This is a genomic window from Patescibacteria group bacterium (assembly GCA_018896215.1).
Classification (GTDB): domain Bacteria; phylum Patescibacteriota; class WWE3; order 0-14-0-20-40-13; family 0-14-0-20-40-13; genus JAHINB01.
The window spans coordinates 26,747-48,468 of the sequence record JAHINB010000017.1 but is presented as its reverse complement, the minus strand read 5'-3'; the positions used below and the strand labels follow the sequence as shown (position 1 = coordinate 48,468).

Below are 21,722 nucleotides of genomic sequence, written 5' to 3'. Positions count from 1 at the left end.
AGTCCACCTTTCATTTGCTAATATCCCACCCAGTATGCAATTGTACGAACTGACATATATCTTAAAATCAACAGCGACTGTTAAAGAAGAGCAAGCTAAACTGGTTGCTCTCATTTCTTCCCTTGGCGGTAAGGTTGTTAAAGAAGAACCAGCCGAAAAGAAAAAATTTGCCTACAAGATAAACAAAGATGTGGAGGGTATTTACGCTACGGTACTGTTTAACCTTCCCAAAAAAGAATACGCCAACTTTGTCAAAAAGCTTAAGTTGCAAGAAAATATTATTAGAAGTTTAATCACTGTTGCTAAAAAGTCAAAGCCCAAGGTTAAAAGATAAAGACAGCTTTTATCTTTTGGCGCAAACTTTATATAAATGTCACGATCTATAAATCAGGCGATGGTTTTGGGAAATTTAACCCGCGATCCCGAAATGAGATATACGCCGTCAGGAAGCGCGGTCACAAGTTTTGCGGTTGCTACAAATAGAAGCTGGAAAACCGAAAGAGGCGAAGTGCGCGAAGAGAGCGAATTTCACAATATTGTATCCTGGAACAAATTAGCCGAACTTTGCTCACAATTATTACAAAAAGGGACCCGAGTTTTTGTGCAGGGGAGATTGCAAACTAGGAATTGGGATGACACCAGTGGGGCAAAACACTACAAAACCGAGATAGTTGCCGACGATATGGTGGTTTTAGAGCGGGGAAGAACAGGGGGTATGGTAACGGAAACAGTTGCCAAAGAGCCGGTGGAAGCGCCAGTTGTAGAACCCGAAGAAGCGTCAAAAGAGGAAAAGACCGAATCAAAAGAAGTTAAAGAAGATGTGGCGGGAGAGGAAATTCCTTTTTAGGAAATGCAAAAGAAAAAAAAGAAAAAACTCATTCTTAAGAAAAAGTTTGTAGATGTAGGACCGCTTCCCAAAGTTGGCGATGTCTCTTTTAAAGACACCGCGCAACTTAAGAAATTCCTAAGCGATCGCCACAAAATTTTGCCTCGCAAATTAACTCGAGTTTCGGCATCTTTGCAACGGGCAGTCTCTCGTGAGATTAGGAAGGCTCGGATTATGGGACTTCTGCCATTTACAGAACGCCACGAAGTGCGCTAATATCATTCTATGATTCTTGCCTGCCACATGGGACTTTTTTGGTCCGCCAATTTTTTTGTTGACGAGAAAACTCTTTCGTTTACTACAAGCTATACGCCAATTCCCCAGCCAATCTTCTCGCAAAAAATTTTAGTTGACGATTTGGTTGGTAAGGCTACTCAAAAGTATGTGGTGTCTTCTAATCCCGAAATATCCGCTCCAGCAACATTTGAACAAGCGTTAAACAAAACCGCGATTCCTAATCCTTTTATCTGGATTGGCGATAAAAGAATTTATACGCCAGAAGGAACCCAGGAGCTTAAAATAGTAGAAACCGACTATTTTAATTACTTTTTTTTGGAACCCAACTCGCAACAGGCGGAAAACGCTTGGCAAAACAGGCTTTTGTACGGACCAAAAACCCCTTGCAATCCCTATGATATATCTTTAGAAAATGCGGTAAGCTTTTCTAAAATAAAGTTTGCTATAAATAACGCTTATTTAAAAGTAATCTCTGGCGCTGATAAAATTATTATTTCGGGGAGCTATCCGTTTTTTTACGGGGGGGTTTCGCGACTGATGCTGGCTGTTTTAAACTCCTTTAATCTGCCGGGAGTTTGGAGGATTGCTTTTGACGAAAAAGATTCCTTATCTTGCCTTGCCACCCTTTCTTTTTACGACAAGTCGCTGGCGGAGGCTTTTTTGCTTAAGAATCCTTTTAATACAACAGTAACAGCTCTGGTTGTTCCAAACGCCACAGAGGGGGAGATTGACTTCGGGTTGGGAAAAAACCAGTCTTTTGATTTTAAAAATGCTGGGGTGTTTTTTGTTCCCATTGCCGAAAAAGATCTGGTAAAAGTTATTTTAAAAATAAAAGGCAAAAAACGCTTAACATTTGAAGTAGGTGGGGGATCCTATGGCTTGGTAATTGACGCCCGCCCGCGTCCTTTGACGGGTTTTATGTCCAAATCCTATACCCTAAAAGAGACAGAACAGCTGAAGAGAGTTTTGGAAACCAAAGTTATATGAAAGCTCTATAAAGTGAAAGCTTTATTTCTTAATAAATATTTTATCGATCCCGAGGCGCTGATTGAACGATCCATGCCTTGTGAGGGCAATGTTTTTATAAAAAAAGGAGCCGTGGTGCAATCTTTTGATCGGATTGGTGATTGCAAAGTCATGCTGGAAGAAAAGTCTTTTACCTACGATGGCGATTTGGTTAAAAAACGCGGAAATTATATTAGCCAAGGCGAGGTCGTGGCAAGCTCCAAGCGGGCATTTGGGTTGGAGGTGTCAACAAAAAGTCCTTTTACCGGATACATAATTAAAACCGATGCGGTAAATAAAGAAATCTTTATCCGCAAGCCTAGTCGTCCATTTGAGCTAATTTCGGGGGTTCCAGGGTTTGTAACCGCAGTCATTGAGGGTCGGGGGGTTTTAATTACCACTCGCGCTTTAAGGGTTCGCGGGGTGGCATCTTACGGAGCCGAGGTGGGGGCGGAGCTTCTTGTTTTTGGTGAGCATAACGATAACTTAAAACAGGAGAATTTTGAAAACGAACTTGCCGAAAAAATAGTGGTTTGCGGGCACTTGACTCGCGAGGCTTATGCCAAAGGACGAGCTGTGGGGGTGGAAGGTTTTGTTTGCGGAAGTTGCAATTTGGCGCTTTTTAATAATCTCAAAGGGGACTGCCCACCAGTTTTGGTCTTGGAGGGGTTTGGAAAAATTCCTTTAAGTCCTTTGGTTTTTGATTACTTAAAGTCGGTGCAGTCGCGGTTTGTGGTCTTGCGCGCTTGCGAACGGGAACTGATTATCCCCGAGTCGGGTAAGCAGGGGTGGTGTTCTACAAAAAGCGTACCGTTTGTGGATGTAAAAAGAGGGCAAGCGGTGCAAATATTCTCCTTTCCCTATTATGGTTTTTTTGGTACAGTGATTTCTTGTGATGAGGAAAAAGGGCTGGTAAAAGTGGAAATGTGGGAGAAGAAAGAAAAAATTGAATTGCCGGTGGAGAATCTGGGGGTGGTGGGAGGTTAGAAATTTAAAAATGTCTTATAAACTCTTTCAAAAAATACTGCTTGCTCTGCTTCTTCTAATATCCGCAACGAGTTGCGGATATTACTTCGGTCGTAGGGGATTTGAGGTAGAGTACGACCGCAAAAAATCCATTCCCATTACTGTAACCCGAAGGCAAATGGTGGCTCCAGTTGGGGAAACAACGGTTGCTTTTGACGAGTTTTGGAAAGTTTGGGACATTTTAAACACTAAGTACTTGCTAAGACCGCTAGACGGTCAAAAAATGGTTTACGGTGCTATCAAAGGACTGACCAATTCTTTAGGAGATCCCTACACTTCATTTTTAGAGCCTGTGGAAAACGCTTCTTTTGCTTCGGCTTTAAATGGGCAGTACGAGGGAATTGGCGCGGAACTGGGAAAAGACGATAACGATGTGATTATTGTGGTCTCGCCACTAGAAGGATCGCCAGCGCAATTGGTGGGAATTCGTCCCAAGGATAAAATCCTAAAAATTGACGGGGAAAACGCCCTAGGGCTGTCGCTTTCCGAAGCGGTGGCTAAAATTAGGGGACCTAAAAATACCACGGTTACGCTCAATATTCTAAGAGGAGAGCCGTCAGCTAGCAACCAGCCTTTTGATGTCGCGATTGTTCGTCGTCAAATTGTAATTAAGTCAGTGGAATGGCAGGATAAAGGGCAGGGGATTGCTTACATAAAAGTTTCGACATTTGGCGAAAATACCAATGGCGATTGGGACAAAGTGGTTGCCGAGATAGTCCGGGTAATGCCAAATTTAAAATCGCTAATTCTGGATGTGCGCAATAATCCCGGTGGGTACTTAAATGGTTCAGTTTACCTAGCCAGCGAATTTTTAGACAAGGGGCCGGTGGTTTATCAAGAGGATGCCAATGGAGCGCAAATTTCGCTTGATGTCATGCGCAAGGGGTTGCTGACAAAATATCCTGTGGTAGTTCTCATCAACGGTGGAAGCGCTTCGGCGTCCGAAATATTAGCTGGAGCTTTGCGGGATCGCCAGGGGGCAAAACTGGTTGGCGAGACAAGTTTTGGCAAGGGGACAATTCAAGACTCCGAAGATTTTGAGGACGGGGCAAGTGTTCATGTGACGATTGCCAAATGGCTGACTCCTAATAAAACTTGGGTTCACAAGGTGGGTTTAACTCCAGATTACGAGATTAAAAATGATGAGAATGATATAACAAAGGACGCGCAATTGGAGAAGGCGATCGAGATTGCGGAGAGTAAATTCTAAATCCGAAATTCTAATGTTCAGAACAAATTTTGTATTTTGATTTTTGAGTTTTGATATTGTTTAGGATTTAGCGCTTAGAATTTAGAGTTTATTCTTTGGTTAACAATTTCTCCTCAAGATCACTCAACACCCTCTCAATCTCCCCCTCCATTACCCCCTTAATATTGTGCCAGCTTAAGCCGGCTCGATGATCGGTGATTCTATTTTGCGGAAAGTTGTAGGTTCTTATTTTTTCGGTTCTGTCACCAGTTCCCACTTGCGTTGCTCGTAGGTTGTTGACAGAGGTTTGGTGTTGTTCCTGCATCATTTGATAAAGTTTAGAGCGAAGCATTTCCAGAGCCTTTTCGCGATTTTTGAGTTGAAAGCGTTCCTCTTGGCAGGAAACCACAATTCCCGTGGGTTTGTGAGTAATCCGAACGGCGGTTTCGACCTTGTTAACATTCTGCCCGCCGTGACCGCCGGAATGAAACGAGTCAAATATCAAGTCAGCATCCTTAATTTCCACTTCCTTTGGAGTGACTACGGGCAAAACTGCCACAGTTATCGTGGAAGTATGGATTCTGCCACTGGATTCTGTCTGTGGTACCCGTTGGACACGATGGACCCCCGACTCAAACTGTAATTTGTCAAAACACCCCTCGCCTGTTATCTTAGCGCTGGTTTCTCCTAGCAAATTTATCTTCCAACCTTGGTTTATGGCGTACCTTTGATACATTCTAAAAAGCTCGCTGGCAAAAATGCTGGCCTCGTCGCCCCCGGTTCCTGCCCTTATTTCCAAAATACACGAACTAGAGGGAGTAGAGGGATAAGGGGAATTAGAGGGATTGGAGAGGGAAGAAGGTGCAGAATCGTTGGGGTAGTCCGCCAAAGGCGGACTACCCCCTTTTTCTAATTCCGTTTTCTCTTGTTCTAACCTTGCAATCTCCTCCTTGGCAAGTTCTGCCAAAGCAGGATCAAGCAAAAGTTTTTTCGCTTCGAGTATTTTTAAGTCTATTCTATTTTTTTCAATCTCAAGGTAATCCATGAAGAAAATTAATACCTTCTTATGACACCTTTAACAACCCCTTGGATTTTTATTTTATCCTCTGGTACCAAAATTGGTAGCATTTCGGAATTGGCGGGAACCAGTTTTACCATTTTTCCTTCGCGGTAAAACCTTTTTAGCGTTGCCATCTCGTTTTCTAAAAGCGCTACCACCACATCTCCAGCATTGGCGTAACTTTTTTGCTCGCAGATAACGAAGTCGCCATCTAATATTCCCATATCTTTCATGCTTTGACCGCGAACCAACAGGGCAAAGGTGCGAGCTTTTTCCGAGACCATGGCTGGAGCAATGGTAATGGTAGTTGCGGGATCTTCGATAGCCTCAATCGGCGATCCTGCGGCAATCATGCCGACTAGTGGTATCTCGATTCCATCTAGCGCGGCGTTAATTTTTTGGTCTAGAACTTGCAGACCCCTAACTGCGCCTTGGAATTTTTTAATAATGCCTTTTTTTTCGAGCGCTTGCAAATGCTCGTGAACGGTGGCAAGGGAGGAGACCCCCATGGCGTTGGCAATTTCTTGTAATGTGGGGGAGAAACCTTGTTTTTGGATATATTGTTTAATATAATCCATAATTTGGCGTTGGCGTTTATATAAGGTAACAGGCATATGTTCATTTTTCGGGTGTCACCCGAAAATCTAAATTCTACTAATATACCCAATCTATCCGAAACAATCACGAAGTGTCAAGAGGGAATTTTAAAAATTTCTAATTCCTAATTTCTAATGTCTAATTTCCATTAGGGATCGTCCCTTATGAAAAAAAGAACTTGTTTTAGAAGGATAAAATTGGTACAATCTCCCGCGACAATATTTGATATATGAAACCTGACATCCATCCCAAATATTATAATGACTGCAAAGTGGTTTGCGCTTGTGGCAACTCTTACATCACGGGATCAATTTTGCCCGAAATCAGGGTAGATGTTTGTAGCGCCTGCCATCCGTTTTATACTGGCAAAGAAAAGTTTATTGACACTGAGGGGCGGGTGGAGAGGTTTAAGCGCAAAGTAGATGTTGCCAAAAAAGTTCAAGAAGAGCGAAAAGCTAAAATGGTTAAAAAAATAGAAAAAAAGCAAGTGATGAGTGGAGTTAAGTCTTTGAAAGACCTTTTAAAAGAAGCGGGGAAGTAGGGGAATTTTTTGGTTTCTGCTAAATATACTCCCATTGCTATGACCGCCCCGCCCATCATAAACACTCCTGTCGGAACTTCACCCAGCAAGATAAAAGAAGCGGGGATGGCAATAACCGGTTGCAGGTAGGTAAAGACGCTGGCTTCTGAAGCCTCAATATATTTTAATGCCATCTCGTATAAGAAATAGGCGATAACACCAGAAAAAATTGCCATGTAAAGCAGGGAAAGTATAGCGGTCAACGGGGGAAAAGTCAGCGCCGCGATCCCGGAGACTGTGGTCAAAGAAGACAACTCGAGCATCGAAAGGGGAAAGAAGGTGATGGCTCCAACAATAAATCCCAGCGAAATTTTAATAAACGGATCGGTTTTAGGGTATTTTTTAAAATATCTTTTAGTGGCGATAGTATAGGCGGTGTTGGCAAGAAGATAGCCTACCATTAAAACATTTCCCAAAAGTTTTTCTCTAAAGCCGTCATGCAAAGAAAATCCTGATTCTGCCCAAGGCTGAAAAATAATTATCAACGATCCCACAAGGGCAATTGCTGTTCCCACTCTTTCTCTTTTCGTAATAACCTCATTTAACAAAATTACTCCCGCAATCGATATCATAATAGGACTCATTGATCCCAGAATCGCTCCGTCGAGCGCCGAAGTGCGATCAAGCGCCAAAAAAACCAGTCCCAAAGATATTGTTTGACCAAAAAACGGGATAAAAAAAAGCGCCGGAATTTGCGGGAGTTTGAGAGGGGTTTTCTTGAGTTTAACAAGCAGAATTGGAAGCACCGCAATTGAGGAGATCGCAAGTCTGATGAATAAAAAAGTAAAGGTGGGAAGGCTGTTTAAACCCAGTTTGATCACTGGGGTGGCGCCTCCCCAGATCAGGGTTACCAAGGCGAGGGCGATGAGGGATTTTTTGCGGTTGGTCATGAGATTAGTTTAAGAGGAAAGGAGGTCTTAAACAAGAGCAAAATTTAGGGAGTTTCTAACTATAGGATTGACTGGGGGGTGTTTTTGTTGTAAAATGAGGGTTCGTTTGCCACCCAACGGGGTGTGCAATTTAATCCCATTTCACAATTCTCGCAAAGGAGAGAAAACAGTGAAAGCGAAAATCGTAGTTTTGCTGGTACTGGTAGTGTCGTCGTTTCTCGTTCCTGCACCCGCTCGGGCGCAGGAAATTTCAATCTCCCCACTCCCGGAAGTTTTGGGGGTAGAGGAGCTGGGGGTTGTCGCTCCCGCGGGAGCGGATTCGGTGGCGGTCCGAGTAGTGGAGCTGCGCGACCCCGCGGCGGTGATGCAGGCGCCCTGGAAGGCCATGGACCCCAACTACCCAGATCTGTTCGGAACTTTGGACAGGTCTGATCCAGGGAAGAAGAGTGGCTATGTGGGATCCTACGGATGGGTTCCCAAGGACGCTATTTCCTGCAAGTTGGTGGGGCTGGCTCTTCCCAAGCCTTCCAGTCCCGATTTCGCAGGAGATTTTGTCGACTTCGTTCTGACCGTGGAAGTCCCATCCTCCGGGTGGGCTGAAATCGGTCGGGTGCGGGTGGTCAATGGGGACTATGTGGGTACTGCCTGGGGGTATGGGGAGGCAGAGATTCCCCCAGTGGTGGTGGGTTGGGTTCAGGGTAGGAGAGTAGGCGTGTTCGCTTACTCTTATCGGGAGAGCGCTCAATCAGTTTTTTATGTCTGGAAGGTAACCTTTACCTGCCAAGTGCCAATGTCGAAGACATTCATCTCGCTGGTCTCTACCCCGAAGAGACCAATCTCGGGCGAGCCGTTCTAGTTTTTTAGAAGAAGCGCCTTTTTGGTTACGGGATGCATTTCCGACCAACAAGGCGCTTTAAGTTTTTTCTTTAAAAAAGGTTGACATAGTGTTAAAAGGTGGGGTAGAATACCCCTCAATAGCCATTTACGAGATGGAAGAGACTTACAAGAGACTATGGCTATAACGATGAATGCGCCCCCTGGCGTGTTTTGCCTTTTTAGGGACGATCCCTTAAGAGGCATTTGATCGGAATTGTATTAGGGATCGTCCCTAATGAATCGGAAAGAGTGAATCTGCTTAGTAGGTTCATTTTTTCCGGTTTTTTACGGAGCTTGCGGGAGCTTTTCCCGTAATTTGTTTCCTCGTAGGGAAGGAGCCCCAAATGTGTAAGAACCTCGTCCGTCACGAGCGTGCCCTGCAGGAGTTAGATCAACCGACCCGTAGACCGCCGGTGCGTCGGCAGACGACGCCGCCGCGCCGCCCTCGGGCGAGGGCCAAAAAGCAACGGCGTGGTAGCGAGGTGCGCTACCTCGAGCTTCACTGCGCACTCCCTCTGGGGCAGGGTTGTCCCGAAGGGAGAAACGGAAACTGCGGAAAGTGTCCGCTCTCGGCCTCTAGGGGAGGCGTCTGCGAGCGCGGCTAGCTAGGTAATCACATCACCCCCGTAGTTTAACGGAAAACGCCCTGTCATGTTTAGTGCTAGACAGGGAGATGGTGTGTAAGGAGTGCCACAGGGGCACTTACGAGACCACCCGGGGAACCAGAAATCGTTTTTTTCGTTGTGGATGTAGCTCAATGTAGAGCACAGCGATGGTATCGCTGGGTTGTGGGTTCGAGTCCCGCCATCCGCTTTGACCACCTTGCAGGAATAATCTTTAAACACTGGCGTTTAAACACTGGCGTTTAAAGACCTGCAAGGTGGTTTTATTTTTTAGGGAACCGTGGAAAAGCCCGCGCTGGAAAAGTGAGAATCAAATGTGCAGGCGTGTTGTATACTTAGCCTTTTCATTACTGCAAAAGATACACAATCGGTAAAAGATAAATTACTCCAGTCTTTAAGCATATAATCCCAAGCATTTTCTTCATCTTGAATTGTTGTTCGGGCTACTTTTAATCTCCATTCGTTTTGTAATAGCGCCTCTCTAAATATTTTTAATGCCCCAACTCCCATCCTTTGTCTAATTAATGTAAATGCCTCATCTAAAATGTAATTTGTTGTAACAAGTGGGTTGCCGTTTTTTTCGATTGTACTCAATGTTTTTACTGCTTTGTTGTGAAAGTCGTCGGACGAATCTAACATTGCTTTAAAAAAGCTTGTATCTATAAAGAGGGTTTCCTTTGATTTGTTAGGCATAAATTATCTTATCTTCTTCTGACATCTCTAATACTTTTCGTTTAGACCATTTTTTGGCAATTTTTGGTAAGTTCCAGAATGAAACAGCGGGGGATTTGTTATCTTTAATGGTTAAAGCCAATCGTTTTTGCATAGAGCTTTGTTCGATAATACGGTTAATGTATTGGTTGATGCTAAAGCCCATTTCGGCGGCCTCTACTTTTACTTGTAACCATTGTGACTCTGGGAATCTAACATTGGTGGTAATTATTTTGTCTCTTTGGTTTGTATTATTCATTGATATGATTAATATCATGGTATCTTTGTGGTGTCAATGCTGTTTTAGGGTCTCACCCCATTAGAATAGGGATAATCCCAAATTTGGGATTATCCCTAATCGTGCATTTGCCGTTCTTCCTCTTGCATTTTCTCTTCTTTTATAGCAAAATCCCTATAGTAAGTTGTTGTCAATCCAACCAACCATCGCGAAAAAGGAGGGTGTACCGTGGCAAAAAAGAGGGTTCACAAAATGCGATCGGAGATTGTTTGGAGGAAACTCCCTAAGGGAGGATCAGCGGTAGATTTGGGAAGCCTCTGCGTAAGGACTGGTCTCCGGAAAAGCGAGGTCATGTCTGCTGTGTACGACCTCGCAAGGAGGGGCTTAGCAAGATTCGTTTTCGGAGGCGGTTGGGTTCAGCGAGTTGTTCTCACGGGAACCGAGACGGAGCCTCTTGGATTTTCCGCAGAGGCTAAGGTGGAACTGTTTCCACATCGTGGACAGGAGGGGTAAGATGACATCTAAAATGGTTTGGGCGGGGTTTGCTGAACGGCGCGTTGGAAGCATTCGTGTAGGATGGTGGCGGGCGGTCACTGGCGTCCGCTATTCAAACAGCTCCTCTGACACGGATCAGAGGGGTCTCATTCACCAAATCAGAGCCGATGTCCTGGGAAAGATGGGGAAGTTTGATGACAAATGTAGGGTCAACATCTTTCTTCTTGACAGACGCTGATTCTTCGTGACTCGTGGGTAGTTGACCGTTTCGCCCCGCTTGTTGCATCACGAGAAGTCAGCAATGACAACTTTTGGTGTGGCAGGCGGGGAGATTTATGAATTTAATAGCTTGTTTTAAAGGTAACGACTGTTGCTCGCGAGTGGCTAAATTTTTTAACGATACCACATTTTTTTCCACCTCATCTGATCCAATTACCATAATATAAGGAATATTTTTAGCATTGGCGTATTTTATTTGTTTAGCCAACGAGTCTTGGGGTTTTAAAAATATATCTGTTGGGATGTTATTTTGTCTAAGAGTTTGGCCCACCCAAAGCGCTTCGCGCATTGTGGCGGGTAAGAGATCTTGAGGATTGTTAAGAATGGGGCAAATCAAGACCTTGGCGGGATAAGCATTAATGACATTTTTTAAAAGATCGAGTTCTTCCACCACCTCGCAAACGCGTTCAAAACCAAAACTAATTCCCGTTGCCGGGGTTGGTTTGCCACCAAAAGATTCAATTAATTTATCGTATCTGCCGCCTCCCAAAATTGAACCAATTTTGGGTTCAGTAACCACTCCTTCGACCACCATGCCAGTATAATAATCCGCTCCGCGCGAAAGAGTAGGGGAGAAGATCAGTTTTTCTTTAGGTACGCCTAAAGCTACCGCATAGTTTGTAATGTTAATCAAGTTTTCCGAGGGTTTGCTCTGGGAGATAAGGGAAAAAATTAGGGCTGTTTGGGCTGTGGGGAATCTTTTTGATGCCAACTCTCGGGAGACCGCCTTTTGCCCGATCTTTTCTAACTTATCTAGCGAGCGCAGAACCGAAAGTTGTTTATTGGGTTCGGAAACACCGGCTTTTTGCAAAATCTCAAAAAGTGTATTACGATCATTAATCAAAAAAGAAAAATTAGTAAATCCTAGTTTTTGGGTGGCTTTATAACCGCAAGCCAAGACTTCGGCATCGGCAAGTTCCGAAGTCACTCCAAAAATATCAATATCACACTGGACAAATTCGCGAAATCTACCCCTTTGGGGTTTTTCGGCGCGGTAACAGCGTTGAATTTGATAGCGTTTAAACGGCATCACAATATTATTGTCAACTTGTGATAACACTCTTGCGACGGGGACAGTCAAGTCGTAGATTAAACCGACCTTTCTTTTCCCCAAATCTTCAAAAATATAAGTCTCCTTGTCGTTTTCAGCGGAGTATTTTTTTAACAAGGTTTCGGCATATTCTAAAGAGGGCGTTTGCAAAGGCTCAAAACCAAATTCCTCAAACGACTCCTGCAGAATTTTTTGGACGCAGTTGCGCACCCGCATTTTTTCGGGTAAAAAATCCCTAAAGCCTTTTAAGGTTTGGGTTGTACTTTGATCCATAATGTAAGTTTACTACAACAATGTTTTGCATAAAAGGGCTATTTAGCGCTTTAGCTATAAGGTAGTACCCGATTCGGGTACTACCCGAATATTTGCTTTAGGTATTGACTTCTGCTAAATAGGATATTAATGTTGTAACTATGCCATCAAGGAACATCTATAAAGTTTTTGCGGAAGGTGCGTATTACCATGTTTATAACCGAGGGGTAGAACGAAGAGTAATATTTCAAGATTCGGAGGATTACCATGTTTTTATTAATAATTTAAGGCGTTATTTAGAGCCTGGTTTTGTTTTAGAACGCAAAGATCCTAAGACGAAACAGTCAATATTTGTAACCCCGAATTATTCTTACGATAAAATCTCACTTTTAGCGTTTTGTCTTATGCCTAACCATTACCACCTGCTCGTCAAATTAAAGAAAAAGGAGGGATTAACAGATCTTACAAAAAAGATTTGTACTAACTACACTAATTATTTTAATGAAAAAAATGATCGTGTAGGTAAACTTTACCAAGCGATTTATAAAGCAGTCCCGATTACAACAGGGGAGCAGTTTTTACATCTTGCTCGCTATATCCATTTAAATCCTTTGGAAATGGTGAGCAAAGATTCCCTTAAAGATTATAGATTTTCTAGCTACTACTACATAAATAAAAATATAAAAGAAGGTTGGCTTTGTTGGGACGAGGTGTTGGGCGATATGACTGTTGCAAGATATAAAGACTTTGTGGAGTCTTACATAGATCCCTTGGATGGCGACAGTGACATCAAAAAACCCTACATCGATAATTTGTTGTTAGAATAGGAAAAATTCGGGTACTACCCGAATCGGGTAGTACCCGATAATATGTTGCTGTAGTGGCGAATTTGCTTTTTGGCTTCGGGGGTTTTGACAAAGTCAATCCATTTGGCAATTGGAGAAGGCCTTCTTTTTGAGGGGATTATTTTTACCTCGTCACCATTTTGCAACTCGTATTCTAGTTTTTTGATTATTCCATTAACCAATGCCCCCTCGCACCTGTTACCTAAATCGGTGTGAATTTTGTAGGCAAAATCAACACAAGTTGCGCCTGCTGGCAATTCTATAATGTCTCCTGTTGGGGTAAAGGTGAAAATAGTTTTGGAAAAGGGATTAAAATTGGAGGTTTTATCACCGCTTTTAATTTCGTCAGAAACAAACTTGTTTATATATGTCTTAACCCAATTGGGATTTTTGTAACCTAAGTGAGATGCCCCTCCAAAATTATTAAATTCTTCCATTTTTGTGGTTACAATTTGAATTTCGCAATACATCGCCTGTCCCACTTTTATAATTGTATGAATAGATTTGTAGCCGTTGGGTTTGGGGCGGGCAATGTAGTCATCAAATTCGCTAATTTCCACCCCCCAATTTTTTTGTACTGCATCCAGCGCTTTGTAGCAATCTTTTTCGGTTCTGACAATTATTCTTAAACCTATAAGATCATGGATTTTCTCAACGCCGTACTCTTTAATCTTGCGTTTTTCTAGGTATTTTAAAATTTTAAGATGGGTGGAGTAGGGGGATTTTTTACGAAAAGAAATGGCTGCCGAAACGCTTGCTTGTTCCATTAGCAACTCTAATTTGTTCTTCACGCCCAAAAGTCGTTCTTTTAAAAAAACTTCCTTATCAAGAATAAGATTTTTCAATTGTTTATACTTTAAGGGTTCGGAGATTTTAAATCCCAAATCGTTTAACTCTCCCGCAATGTTTTTTAACGATGATGCCTTGGCAAGTGGGGCATCAATCGACAAGGCTTGTTTTGCTACCAACAAACACTCGGGGGTTTTGGATTTTCCACACGCTCGAAGTCTTGCTAACCGGCAAGAGATTTTGATCAAAAAGACTCTATAATTAGAAGATAGCGACATAATAACACGACGAATTTTTTCGTGATTTTTAGGGTCGTTTGGAGTTAGGTGAATTCTTTCAATCCTAGATAGAGCCACAACCATGTTTGCCACATCGTTTCCAAAAAAACTTTTAATCTCGGAAAGTTTTCCTTTGCCGTAATACAGGCAGTCGTGCAAAATGGCAGTCACAATGGTTGGCGGGTCAGTTATTTCGTTTTGGGTTAAAACTTTTACGGTTTCTTTGGCGTGAGTAATGTTGCCCCGGGTAGATTTGGCATAGTCGTAAGCGTCTTTTATAATTGGTAAGGGCTTTTGCATAAATGAGGGATTAGAGGGTTGAGATGGAGCAGAAGGAACAGAATGAAACCCTCTAATTTATAATCTCACTTAATAATTACAAGCTCTGTTTCCTTGGGCAAATCGCTGGGCGATTTTAGAGACAGTTTGTCCAGTTCCAAAGTTTTAATTTTTCCCATGGCATCAACAAACTTTTTTGGCGCCTCGGAAGTTTTATAATAGGAGGGAATAACAATTTTAGGTTCAATTTGGCTGACCACCTCGGTGGCTCCTTCGGCGTCCAAACAACCCTCGCATTCAATAGGAAGAATGGCAATATCGGCCTCGGAAAATTCGCCTGCTAAATCGTCACTTAAGACTTGGTTGGTTTTTCCCAGGTAAGCAATTTTAAACCCGTCAATTAAAAACATAAACGCCCGCGAGCTGGCGGTAAGCTTGTATCCCCAAACATAGGCGCCTTTTATTTCGTATTCTCCGGGCATGTTAATTAAAAAATACCCCGGGTCAATGCGCTCTAAAAAATTTTCCTTGCTGCTGCTGACTGCCACAATATCGGCTGTTTGTTTGCTGGGGTAAGAAAGCCCAATTTCTTTGGGGTTGTAGGGGTTGCACAAAATATCGCACTTTGCCCCTTTTATTTTAAAGCAGGAATAGCCCAAATTATAAATTTGCATTTTTATATTATGGTCCAAACTCAAAGCCTTATCAAGAGTAAGATTTTGTGGTAAATTCTGGGAGCTATGGCATTAAGACTTCCTCCCCAAAATTTAGAAAGCGAACAAAGCGTTTTGGGCGCTATGCTGATTGACCCCGAAGCGGTAATTAAAGTTGCCGATTTTTTACACCCGGAGCATTTTTACGAAAATAAACACGCTATAATTTTTAGCGCTATTTTGGAATTATACGAAAAGCGCAGGCCGATAGACTTAGTCACAGTTCCAGCAAGGCTTAAACGCAAAGACGAATTGACTAAAGCGGGGGGAGTAAGCTACCTGACGGATTTGGTTAACGCCACTCCGACCTCGGCAAATATCGAAGCTTACGCCCATCTGATCAAAGATGCTTATGTCAGAAGATCGTTAATTTCGGTTGCTGGTTCTATCGGCGAGCTGGGGTTTGACAATACCGATAATGTCAACGAGTTGCTGGACAAGGCAGAAATGCAATTGTTTGGCATTTCGCAGGAGTATTTAAAGCAGGATTTTGTGCCCATTAGATCTACTTTGGAAACATCGTTTGATCGTATAGAAGAACTACATAAAACCAAGGGAAGCTTGCGGGGAGTGCCAACGGGTCTTAAGGGGTTAGATAAACTCTTAAACGGTTTGCAAGAATCTAATTTGGTGATTATGGCGGGTCGTCCTTCGGTTGGTAAATCGGCATTGGCGCTTAACATTGCCCAGTTTGCGGCGGTAAAACACAACCTTCCTGTAGGGATTTTTTCGCTGGAAATGAGTCGGGATCAGTTGGTTGATCGGATGCTCAGCAAGCAAAGCAATGTGGACAACTGGAAAATATCCACTGGAAACTTAACTGACGACGACTTTAAAGATTTGGGGGATGCCATGGGAGTTTTGGCGGAGGCGCCAATATATATTGATGATACTCCGGGAATTTCGGTTATGGAAATGCGGACTAAAGCTCGAAGGTTGCATATGGATAAGGGTGTAAAACTTATCATAGTTGATTACTTGCAATTGGTTCGGGGGAGGAATTTAGAAAATAGAGTACAAGAAGTATCCGAAATCTCCCAGGCTCTAAAAAATTTGGCGCGGGAATTAAAAGTTCCAGTTTTAGCCTGCGCTCAACTTTCGCGGGCGGTGGAGCAACGCGGTGGCAAAGTCCCGCAACTTTCGGATCTTCGCGAGAGCGGATCCATTGAACAAGACAGCGATGTAGTGGCGTTTTTGTACCGACCTGACGACGACGCGCGAAATAATGTTAAGCTATTAATTGCCAAGCACCGTAACGGTCCCACGGGAGAACTGGATTTGTTCTTTAAGGGTTCAATTACCAAGTTCTTCGAGGCAGAAAGAAGAGAGGGGGAGTGAAGGTCTCGTCACACCGTCTAAATTTTGCGGTCCCGTTTTCGCAGGGGCTCAAAATCCGCAAAATTGTATTCAGTATGACTTCGACCAATACATTATAAATACAAGCCGAAGTGGCGAAATGGCAGACGCGCACGACTCAAAATCGTGTCCCAGTGATGGGGTGAGGGTTCGACTCCCTCTTTCGGCACCACCAGATAATTTTTACCGCTTTCCAAAAAGTTGACAAACTTTTTTGCTTCTGGTATAAAAAGTTAGTATGAAGAATCGCTATCTTTTGCAGGAAATAATCCAAGATGTTAAGGAAAAAATCGTGCTTCTTGGAGGACCAAGGCAGGTTGGAAAGACTACTTTGTCAAAGCAGGTTGGGAAATTTGCATATCCAAATTTTTCCTATTTTAACTGGGATTACCAGCCGGATCGCAAAGATATTGTAGGCTACAGGTTTCCTGCCAAGGCGGAACTGCTGATTTTTGACGAACTTCACAAGTTTCGGCACTGGAAAACCTATATTAAAGGTCTGTTTGACAGACTGGGGGAACGACACAGTTTTTTGGTTACGGGAAGCGCCAAAATGGATTTGTATCGCCGAGGCGGAGATTCGCTTTCTGGTCGATGCCGGTATTATGTTTTGCACCCTTTTAGCCTGGTGGAGCTTACCGGTTCTAAGGGGCGAGCAAAGCCTTTTGAGGAATTACATTTTGTTGATCTCGTAGATGGGGAGAAGATTTTGCAAAGATTGTCGCGCTTTGGTCCGTTTCCCGAACCGTTTTCGAAAAGAAACATCACATTTTGGCGTCGCTGGCAAAGCGATCGGGTGGATCGGTTGATCAAGGAGGAGATTCGGGATCTGCGTTATATTGGGGATGTTTCCACCTTGCAGATTTTGGCGGACCTCCTTCCGGAGAAAGTTGGGTCTTTGCTTTCGGTAAACGCGCTTTGCGAGGATTTGCAAGTTGCCTACAAAACGGTTGCCAACTATCTTGCCATTTTGGAGCTTTTTTACTACCATTTTCGCCTTTCCCCGTTCCGGCAAAAAATGCTGCGCTCTTTGAAGAAAATGACGAAGCTGTATTTGTGGGATTGGTCGGTTCTTTCGGACGAGTCCGCAAGGTTTGAGAACTTGGTAGCGGGGCATCTATTAAAATTCGTCCATTATCTGCGCGATGTTTTTGGGTTTCGCTCTGATCTTTACTATCTGCGGGATGCGGAGGGTCGGGAAGTGGATTTTCTGGTTGCGGTGGACAATAAGCCGTGGTTTGCGGTGGAGGCAAAGCTTTCTGACACAATACCCTCTTCTCATTTGAATTATTTCGGCGCGAGACTGCGAATTCCTTTTTTGTATCAAGTAGTGTTTCAGCCCAAAATTGACATAATGGTTGGTAATGTTAGAGTCATAAGCGCGGACAAATTCCTTACCGCCTTTGTCTAAAAAAGTCTTTTGCAGTTTTTGTCAAGTACAATTTACAAAAAAGTGAGTTTTTTGCAAAACTAAACCGCCGGGAGATGTGTTTGGGATCGTGATTTTTTAGATCACTTTCTTTAACACACCGCTCGGCGGTTTCGGGTTAGGCGGGGGTTCAGCGGGCGGGTGGGTAGCAGGTCCAGATGTAGGGTTCCCAGTTTGGTTTATCTGTGTCTGGGACACGGAAAACCAGACTGGTACTCTTCACCTCAACCTCCACGGTCAAACCTTTTGCCTTGTGGAGGTGCGGGCTGATCTGGGACCAGTCACACCAGTCCTGCCCAAACCTCCACTCCGTTGGGACCGTCTCGCGGATTCCCGACAGGTAGAAGTAGCCGCCCTCGAACCTGCTCGTCGTGTATTCTGTGATGGCGTACATTTGGTCTGCAGATACAATCACCCGCGGCGGCTGCGGGGTCGGTCTCGATGCAAGCTCGGTCGGGGACATGGGCGGGTGTGCACTGCAGTCGCAGTCTTCTGGTAAGCATGCGTGGTAGAGGTGAAGGAACTTTGCATCCACCAACGCTCCGGTCAGCATCACATTGATGAAAATCAAGACGGTGAGTATTCCGATTAGAATTTGGCGTCCCATTGTTGAGCTCCTTTTGTTGTTGGTTTTTTGCCACACGACACCCGCGGGCATTCGAATCAAACTAGGGAGATTATAGAACAAAATTTGCCAAAATGCAACCTATAGTGACATTGGGGGAAAAATGAGTGGAAGATTTTTTGGGGAGACACCCCCAAACAGAATTCAAATGCCTTTAGGGGTGTCTCCCCGAAAAGCGGGGGAAGGAATTTAGTTAGGCTCGAGAGACATACCCGCCTGTGCTGGTATTTACCAAAATTGTCTCACCGATTTTAATAAACAAAGGAACCTTTATCACTGCTCCGGTTTCAATCTCGGCGTCTTTGTAAACTGTTGTCGAGGTGTTTCCGGCATAGCCGGGTTCGGTGTAAACCACTTTAAATTCTAATTTTAAGGGTAATTGGGGGGAGAGGGGAGTATCCTCAAAAAATAAAATTGTAACAGTCACCCCATCTTTAAGAAATTTCTCTTGTCCCTCAAACAAATCTAGCGGAAGATCAATTTGTTCGTGGGATTTTACATCCGTTAGGTGAACAGCGCTAGCATCCTTGTATAAATAATCAAATGTCTTGCGTTCAATATCCGCTTCCTCGACCTTGTTTCCATTGTTAAGTGTAATTTCGCGCACCACGCCATTTTTTAAATTTTTGCATTTAACTCTGATAATTGCCCCTCCTCGAGCGCTTTTAACATGTTTATAGTCCAGCACCAGCTGGGGAGAGTTCTCATGAGTAAAAACGATGCCTTTTCTTAACTCTGTTGCGGAAAGCATATAGTCTGGTATTATACTCGCATGAAACCGCAAGTTACAACTCTGCCAACAGGACTCCGTATTCTCACAATCCCAAATCCCAATGTCGAGACGGTCAATGTAATGATTTTAACCTCAATCGGCGGTCGTGTAGAATCCCCGGAGGTTTCGGGAATTGCTCACTTTTTAGAACACATGGCTTTTAAAGGAACGCCAAAAAGACCCAATCCCATAGAAATCAATCGAGAAATTGAGCTTTTAGGCGCCCGAACCAACGCTTTTACTTGGCAGGAATTTACCGGTTATTTTATTATGGGAAACAAGAGTCATTTGGCAAAATATCTGGACATTTTAAGCGATATTTACCTAAACTCAACTTTTCCTGTCAACGAGATGGAAAAAGAGAAAGGAGTTATATTAGAGGAGATTAAACTTCACAAAGACGAGCCAATTTACCGCGCTGGAGATTTATTTTTTGAGGCAACTTTTGGCAAGGGGGTTTTGGGTCGCTCGCTTTTGGGGACCGAAGAAACAATCAAGGGCATGACTAGAGATAATTTTATCAACTTTAAAAAGAATTACGCCCCCAAAAATACGCTCCTTGCCGTTGCCGGAAACGCGGAATTGTCCCAAGTTTTAAAAAATTTAAAGGATTTAGGTTCGTGGAAATCCCAGGGTTTGTCCGTAGAGGAAAAAAAGGAAAATCCGCAGTCAACTATTTTGTTGGAGACTCGGCAAAGCGAGCAGGCACATTTAAGATTGGGGATAAAAACCTGCAGGATGCTCTCATCACTAACACCAGTTGTTGATGTTCTTAACGCTCATATTGGAAGCGGGTTGGGGAGCTTAATGTTTGAGGTTCTGCGGGAAAAAATGGGTTTGGCGTATTATTGCAGTTCCAGCGCTGTTTATTATCAAGACACCGGTGTACTTAAAATGTCGGCCGGGGTGGCAACGGCAAAGTTGGAAGAAGCATTAGTTGGGATGATAGGGGAAATTAGGGAAATTATAGAACAGGGAATAAAACCAAAACAATTGGAAAGAGCCAAAGAATATATCAAAGGTGGGTTGTATATGGGGCTAGAAACCACCGAGGGATTAAACGAATACTACGCCTTTGATCTACTACTCAAAGGAAAATTGCAAGAACCTCAAGAATACGCTCGTAAAATAGATGAGGTAACGAGTGAAGACATCAGCAAATTTTTAAAAGAAAAATTTGTACCTCAAAACTTAAGCTTGGCAGTAGTAGGGAATTATAAGAATAAAGAGAGGTTGGAAGAAATAGTTTATGGAAAATAATACCTTCTCTGAAGTTAAAACGGCTCTTGCAAACAGTAATCATGTGCTTATCCCTCTCCACTTCCGTCCCGATGGGGATTCGTTTGGAAGCGCTCTTGCCTCGTACTACATTTTGCAAAGCATGGGCAAGAACCCCACAGTCGTTTGCGCCGATACTATGGGGAGTTTTTATGATTTGCTACCCGAGTACAAAATTGTCAATTGGGAGACTGGGTTAGACAAAATGGATATGTCCAAATACGATACCCTGCTGGCTTTGGATTCTACCGATTTGGCAAGATACACTAAAGATAACAAAATCAATTTTACCTTGCCACCAAATCTCAAGATTATTAATCTTGATCACCACCCCGGTAATAGTTATTTCGTCAGAAACAAACTTGTTTATTTTGGTGGGGTAAATTATGTGGATACTACAGCTAGTTCCACGAGTGAGATAATTTACCAAATCTTTAGGGAAGGGAGGAAATTTTCGGGTGACACCCCTAAAGGCACTGTTTTGGGGTGTCACCCGAAAATTCTAAAAATGATTTTGCTGGGTATTTTGTCCGACACGGGGCATTTGAAATGGAAAATTTCTCCAAAGCTCCTTGGCATTGTCGCAGAACTTATCTCAACCGTGGATTATCAAGAACTGTCTAGCATTATGCTTTACAATTATCCCAAAGAGAACAAAAAATATCTCTCAATCATTTATAATAATCTTAAGTTTAATGATGAGAAAAGATTTTGTTATAGTAAGATTAGCCATCAAGAGTACCTTGATAGCAATATTGAACCAGATAAAGTTGGTGGGGCGGTGGACTCCATCAAGGATATTAGAGGATACGACTTTTGCTTTACTCTAAATGAGGAAGAACCCAAAAGAATTCATGTGAGTTTTAGGTCGCAAAAAGGCGTGGATACATCAATTTACGCTAAGGCGCTCGGGGGTGGGGGACACAAGGCGGCTTCTGCAGCACTATTGCTTGGCATAGATTTAGAAGAGGCGGAGAGAAAGGTGTTGGGGGTGGTTGATAATTTTCAATTTTCAAAATCCAAAAACTGTTTTGATGTTTGAATTTTAAATTTTGAATTTGTTTAGAATTTAGAGTTTAGATATTAGAATTTAACAATATGCACTTCTACATCGCCTTAACAATTGGCTCGATTTTGCTTTTATACTTTACCTACTTTCTTTCCAAAAGAGAGGGGTTTTTGGAAGAGCAGGTTGTGGATTTGCTTTTTGTTATGGCTGGCGCGTTTTTGCTCTTTGGCAAAATAGCCTATTTAATTTTAAACCCGAGAATTTATGGCTATTATAATTTAAACTCCATAATGCAGGCGGGGTACGATGTCTGCTTTGGAACGGTGTTTGCCATTTTTTTCTCTTATATTTATA

23 protein-coding genes and 2 tRNA genes are annotated in these 21,722 nt (G+C 43.1%); 15 read left to right on the top strand and 10 right to left on the bottom strand.

Annotated elements, in window-relative coordinates; genetic code table 11:
• The first annotated feature begins 34 nt into the window (after window positions 1-34).
• Genes rpsF through KKF75_03735 form a run of 6 tightly spaced genes read left to right on the top strand, consistent with a single transcriptional unit; the run spans window position 35 to window position 4,364 of the window.
• Window positions 35-334, top strand: a complete 300-nt coding sequence (gene rpsF / locus KKF75_03760; protein MBU4381306.1) for a 30S ribosomal protein S6 — start codon at window positions 35-37, stop codon at window positions 332-334.
• A 36-nt stretch (window positions 335-370) separates the two neighbouring features.
• Window positions 371-847: a single-stranded DNA-binding protein gene (gene ssb, locus KKF75_03755; protein ID MBU4381305.1), complete on the top strand. Its 477-nt coding sequence runs from the start codon at window positions 371-373 to the stop codon at window positions 845-847.
• 3 nt (window positions 848-850) lie between these two features.
• Entirely contained in the window at window positions 851-1,102 is a 252-nt protein-coding gene (gene rpsR / locus KKF75_03750) for a 30S ribosomal protein S18 (GenBank protein ID MBU4381304.1), read from the top strand.
• A 9-nt stretch (window positions 1,103-1,111) separates the two neighbouring features.
• Complete coding sequence (locus tag KKF75_03745; GenBank protein MBU4381303.1) at window positions 1,112-2,110, top strand: hypothetical protein; 999 nt, start codon at window positions 1,112-1,114, stop codon at window positions 2,108-2,110.
• Between the two features lie 12 nt (window positions 2,111-2,122).
• Complete coding sequence (locus KKF75_03740) at window positions 2,123-3,115, top strand: hypothetical protein (protein MBU4381302.1); 993 nt, start codon at window positions 2,123-2,125, stop codon at window positions 3,113-3,115.
• A 10-nt stretch (window positions 3,116-3,125) separates the two neighbouring features.
• Window positions 3,126-4,364 (top strand): S41 family peptidase, encoded by a 1,239-nt coding sequence (locus KKF75_03735; protein MBU4381301.1) that lies wholly within the window; start codon window positions 3,126-3,128, stop codon window positions 4,362-4,364.
• A gap of 88 nt (window positions 4,365-4,452) precedes the next feature.
• Here KKF75_03735 and KKF75_03730 read toward each other — a convergent pair whose 3' ends face one another.
• Together KKF75_03730 and lexA are read right to left on the bottom strand one after the other, a co-directional pair.
• On the bottom strand, window positions 4,453-5,388 hold the full coding sequence (locus KKF75_03730; protein ID MBU4381300.1) for a PCRF domain-containing protein: 936 nt from the start codon (window positions 5,386-5,388) through the stop codon (window positions 4,453-4,455).
• Between the two features lie 8 nt (window positions 5,389-5,396).
• Entirely contained in the window at window positions 5,397-6,017 is a 621-nt protein-coding gene (lexA, locus tag KKF75_03725; protein MBU4381299.1) for a transcriptional repressor LexA, read from the bottom strand.
• Between the two features lie 212 nt (window positions 6,018-6,229).
• Here lexA and rpmE point away from each other — a divergent pair, with 212 nt between their 5' ends.
• Window positions 6,230-6,541 carry a 50S ribosomal protein L31 gene (gene rpmE / locus KKF75_03720; protein MBU4381298.1) on the top strand — a complete coding sequence of 104 codons (312 nt, stop codon included), beginning with the start codon at window positions 6,230-6,232 and terminating at the stop codon, window positions 6,539-6,541.
• Here the strand turns inward: rpmE and KKF75_03715 are convergent.
• The gene (locus tag KKF75_03715; protein ID MBU4381297.1) at window positions 6,439-7,470 is read right to left on the bottom strand and encodes a DMT family transporter; all 1,032 of its coding nucleotides are present in this window, start codon (window positions 7,468-7,470) and stop codon (window positions 6,439-6,441) included. The two genes, rpmE and KKF75_03715, sit on opposite strands and share 103 nt — an antisense overlap.
• 94 nt (window positions 7,471-7,564) lie before the next feature.
• Between KKF75_03715 and KKF75_03710 the strand changes: the two genes are divergently transcribed.
• Together KKF75_03710 and KKF75_03705 are read left to right on the top strand one after the other, a co-directional pair.
• Window positions 7,565-8,326, top strand: coding sequence for a hypothetical protein (locus KKF75_03710; protein ID MBU4381296.1), 762 nt, complete (start codon window positions 7,565-7,567; stop codon window positions 8,324-8,326).
• 763 nt (window positions 8,327-9,089) lie between these two features.
• A tRNA-Thr gene (locus KKF75_03705) sits at window positions 9,090-9,159 on the top strand.
• 80 nt (window positions 9,160-9,239) lie between these two features.
• Here the strand turns inward: KKF75_03705 and KKF75_03700 are convergent.
• From KKF75_03700 to hisS, 3 genes are all read right to left on the bottom strand, one after another.
• A complete protein-coding gene (locus tag KKF75_03700; GenBank protein ID MBU4381295.1) occupies window positions 9,240-9,662 on the bottom strand; it encodes a PIN domain-containing protein in 423 nt (140 codons plus the stop codon).
• The gene (locus KKF75_03695) at window positions 9,655-9,939 is read right to left on the bottom strand and encodes a hypothetical protein (GenBank protein MBU4381294.1); all 285 of its coding nucleotides are present in this window, start codon (window positions 9,937-9,939) and stop codon (window positions 9,655-9,657) included. The genes KKF75_03700 and KKF75_03695 overlap by 8 nt, the downstream gene beginning before the upstream one ends.
• Before the next feature lie 769 nt (window positions 9,940-10,708).
• Window positions 10,709-12,016 carry a histidine--tRNA ligase gene (gene hisS, locus KKF75_03690; GenBank protein MBU4381293.1) on the bottom strand — a complete coding sequence of 436 codons (1,308 nt, stop codon included), beginning with the start codon at window positions 12,014-12,016 and terminating at the stop codon, window positions 10,709-10,711.
• A gap of 140 nt (window positions 12,017-12,156) precedes the next feature.
• Here hisS and KKF75_03685 point away from each other — a divergent pair, with 140 nt between their 5' ends.
• Window positions 12,157-12,822, top strand: coding sequence for a transposase (locus KKF75_03685; protein ID MBU4381292.1), 666 nt, complete (start codon window positions 12,157-12,159; stop codon window positions 12,820-12,822).
• A 14-nt stretch (window positions 12,823-12,836) separates the two neighbouring features.
• Here KKF75_03685 and KKF75_03680 read toward each other — a convergent pair whose 3' ends face one another.
• Together KKF75_03680 and KKF75_03675 are read right to left on the bottom strand one after the other, a co-directional pair.
• Window positions 12,837-14,207: a TGS domain-containing protein gene (locus KKF75_03680; protein MBU4381291.1), complete on the bottom strand. Its 1,371-nt coding sequence runs from the start codon at window positions 14,205-14,207 to the stop codon at window positions 12,837-12,839.
• A gap of 65 nt (window positions 14,208-14,272) precedes the next feature.
• Window positions 14,273-14,860 (bottom strand): MBL fold metallo-hydrolase, encoded by a 588-nt coding sequence (locus KKF75_03675; protein MBU4381290.1) that lies wholly within the window; start codon window positions 14,858-14,860, stop codon window positions 14,273-14,275.
• A gap of 66 nt (window positions 14,861-14,926) precedes the next feature.
• Here KKF75_03675 and dnaB point away from each other — a divergent pair, with 66 nt between their 5' ends.
• The 3 genes from dnaB to KKF75_03660 all read left to right on the top strand — a co-directional run bounded on the left by dnaB (window position 14,927) and on the right by KKF75_03660 (window position 17,666).
• A complete protein-coding gene (gene dnaB, locus KKF75_03670) occupies window positions 14,927-16,237 on the top strand; it encodes a replicative DNA helicase (GenBank protein ID MBU4381289.1) in 1,311 nt (436 codons plus the stop codon).
• Between the two features lie 104 nt (window positions 16,238-16,341).
• Window positions 16,342-16,427, top strand: a tRNA-Leu gene (locus tag KKF75_03665).
• Between the two features lie 66 nt (window positions 16,428-16,493).
• Window positions 16,494-17,666: an ATP-binding protein gene (locus tag KKF75_03660; GenBank protein ID MBU4381288.1), complete on the top strand. Its 1,173-nt coding sequence runs from the start codon at window positions 16,494-16,496 to the stop codon at window positions 17,664-17,666.
• Window positions 17,667-17,814: 148 nt separating this feature from the next.
• Here the strand turns inward: KKF75_03660 and KKF75_03655 are convergent, their stop codons facing one another.
• Both KKF75_03655 and efp read right to left on the bottom strand, forming a co-directional pair.
• Window positions 17,815-18,291 (bottom strand): hypothetical protein, encoded by a 477-nt coding sequence (locus KKF75_03655; protein MBU4381287.1) that lies wholly within the window; start codon window positions 18,289-18,291, stop codon window positions 17,815-17,817.
• 211 nt (window positions 18,292-18,502) lie between these two features.
• Window positions 18,503-19,060 carry an elongation factor P gene (efp, locus tag KKF75_03650; protein ID MBU4381286.1) on the bottom strand — a complete coding sequence of 186 codons (558 nt, stop codon included), beginning with the start codon at window positions 19,058-19,060 and terminating at the stop codon, window positions 18,503-18,505.
• A 21-nt stretch (window positions 19,061-19,081) separates the two neighbouring features.
• Between efp and KKF75_03645 the strand changes: the two genes are divergently transcribed.
• Together KKF75_03645 and KKF75_03640 are read left to right on the top strand one after the other, a co-directional pair.
• Window positions 19,082-20,341, top strand: a complete 1,260-nt coding sequence (locus KKF75_03645; GenBank protein MBU4381285.1) for an insulinase family protein — start codon at window positions 19,082-19,084, stop codon at window positions 20,339-20,341.
• On the top strand, window positions 20,331-21,401 hold the full coding sequence (locus tag KKF75_03640) for a DHH family phosphoesterase (protein ID MBU4381284.1): 1,071 nt from the start codon (window positions 20,331-20,333) through the stop codon (window positions 21,399-21,401). Before KKF75_03645 ends, KKF75_03640 begins: the two co-directional genes overlap by 11 nt.
• The last annotated feature ends 321 nt before the right edge of the window (window positions 21,402-21,722 follow it).

Bases quoted from the DNA above. Each gene is read 5' to 3' on its own strand.
- KKF75_03710 (MBU4381296.1), top strand. From the start codon at position 7,565: ATGAGGGTTCGTTTGCCACCCAACGGGGTGTGCAATTTAATCCCATTT.
- KKF75_03655 (MBU4381287.1), bottom strand. From the start codon at position 18,291: ATGGGACGCCAAATTCTAATCGGAATACTCACCGTCTTGATTTTCATC.
- KKF75_03700 (MBU4381295.1), bottom strand. From the start codon at position 9,662: ATGCCTAACAAATCAAAGGAAACCCTCTTTATAGATACAAGCTTTTTT.
- hisS (MBU4381293.1), bottom strand. From the start codon at position 12,016: ATGGATCAAAGTACAACCCAAACCTTAAAAGGCTTTAGGGATTTTTTA.
- rpmE (MBU4381298.1), top strand. From the start codon at position 6,230: ATGAAACCTGACATCCATCCCAAATATTATAATGACTGCAAAGTGGTT.
- efp (MBU4381286.1), bottom strand. From the start codon at position 19,060: ATGCTTTCCGCAACAGAGTTAAGAAAAGGCATCGTTTTTACTCATGAG.
- KKF75_03645 (MBU4381285.1), top strand. From the start codon at position 19,082: ATGAAACCGCAAGTTACAACTCTGCCAACAGGACTCCGTATTCTCACA.
- KKF75_03660 (MBU4381288.1), top strand. From the start codon at position 16,494: ATGAAGAATCGCTATCTTTTGCAGGAAATAATCCAAGATGTTAAGGAA.
- KKF75_03680 (MBU4381291.1), bottom strand. From the start codon at position 14,207: ATGCAAAAGCCCTTACCAATTATAAAAGACGCTTACGACTATGCCAAA.
- KKF75_03730 (MBU4381300.1), bottom strand. From the start codon at position 5,388: ATGGATTACCTTGAGATTGAAAAAAATAGAATAGACTTAAAAATACTC.
- KKF75_03745 (MBU4381303.1), top strand. From the start codon at position 1,112: ATGATTCTTGCCTGCCACATGGGACTTTTTTGGTCCGCCAATTTTTTT.
- dnaB (MBU4381289.1), top strand. From the start codon at position 14,927: ATGGCATTAAGACTTCCTCCCCAAAATTTAGAAAGCGAACAAAGCGTT.
- KKF75_03675 (MBU4381290.1), bottom strand. From the start codon at position 14,860: ATGCAAATTTATAATTTGGGCTATTCCTGCTTTAAAATAAAAGGGGCA.
- rpsR (MBU4381304.1), top strand. From the start codon at position 851: ATGCAAAAGAAAAAAAAGAAAAAACTCATTCTTAAGAAAAAGTTTGTA.
- rpsF (MBU4381306.1), top strand. From the start codon at position 35: ATGCAATTGTACGAACTGACATATATCTTAAAATCAACAGCGACTGTT.
- KKF75_03685 (MBU4381292.1), top strand. From the start codon at position 12,157: ATGCCATCAAGGAACATCTATAAAGTTTTTGCGGAAGGTGCGTATTAC.
- ssb (MBU4381305.1), top strand. From the start codon at position 371: ATGTCACGATCTATAAATCAGGCGATGGTTTTGGGAAATTTAACCCGC.
- KKF75_03640 (MBU4381284.1), top strand. From the start codon at position 20,331: ATGGAAAATAATACCTTCTCTGAAGTTAAAACGGCTCTTGCAAACAGT.
- KKF75_03735 (MBU4381301.1), top strand. From the start codon at position 3,126: ATGTCTTATAAACTCTTTCAAAAAATACTGCTTGCTCTGCTTCTTCTA.
- KKF75_03715 (MBU4381297.1), bottom strand. From the start codon at position 7,470: ATGACCAACCGCAAAAAATCCCTCATCGCCCTCGCCTTGGTAACCCTG.
- KKF75_03695 (MBU4381294.1), bottom strand. From the start codon at position 9,939: ATGAATAATACAAACCAAAGAGACAAAATAATTACCACCAATGTTAGA.
- lexA (MBU4381299.1), bottom strand. From the start codon at position 6,017: ATGCCTGTTACCTTATATAAACGCCAACGCCAAATTATGGATTATATT.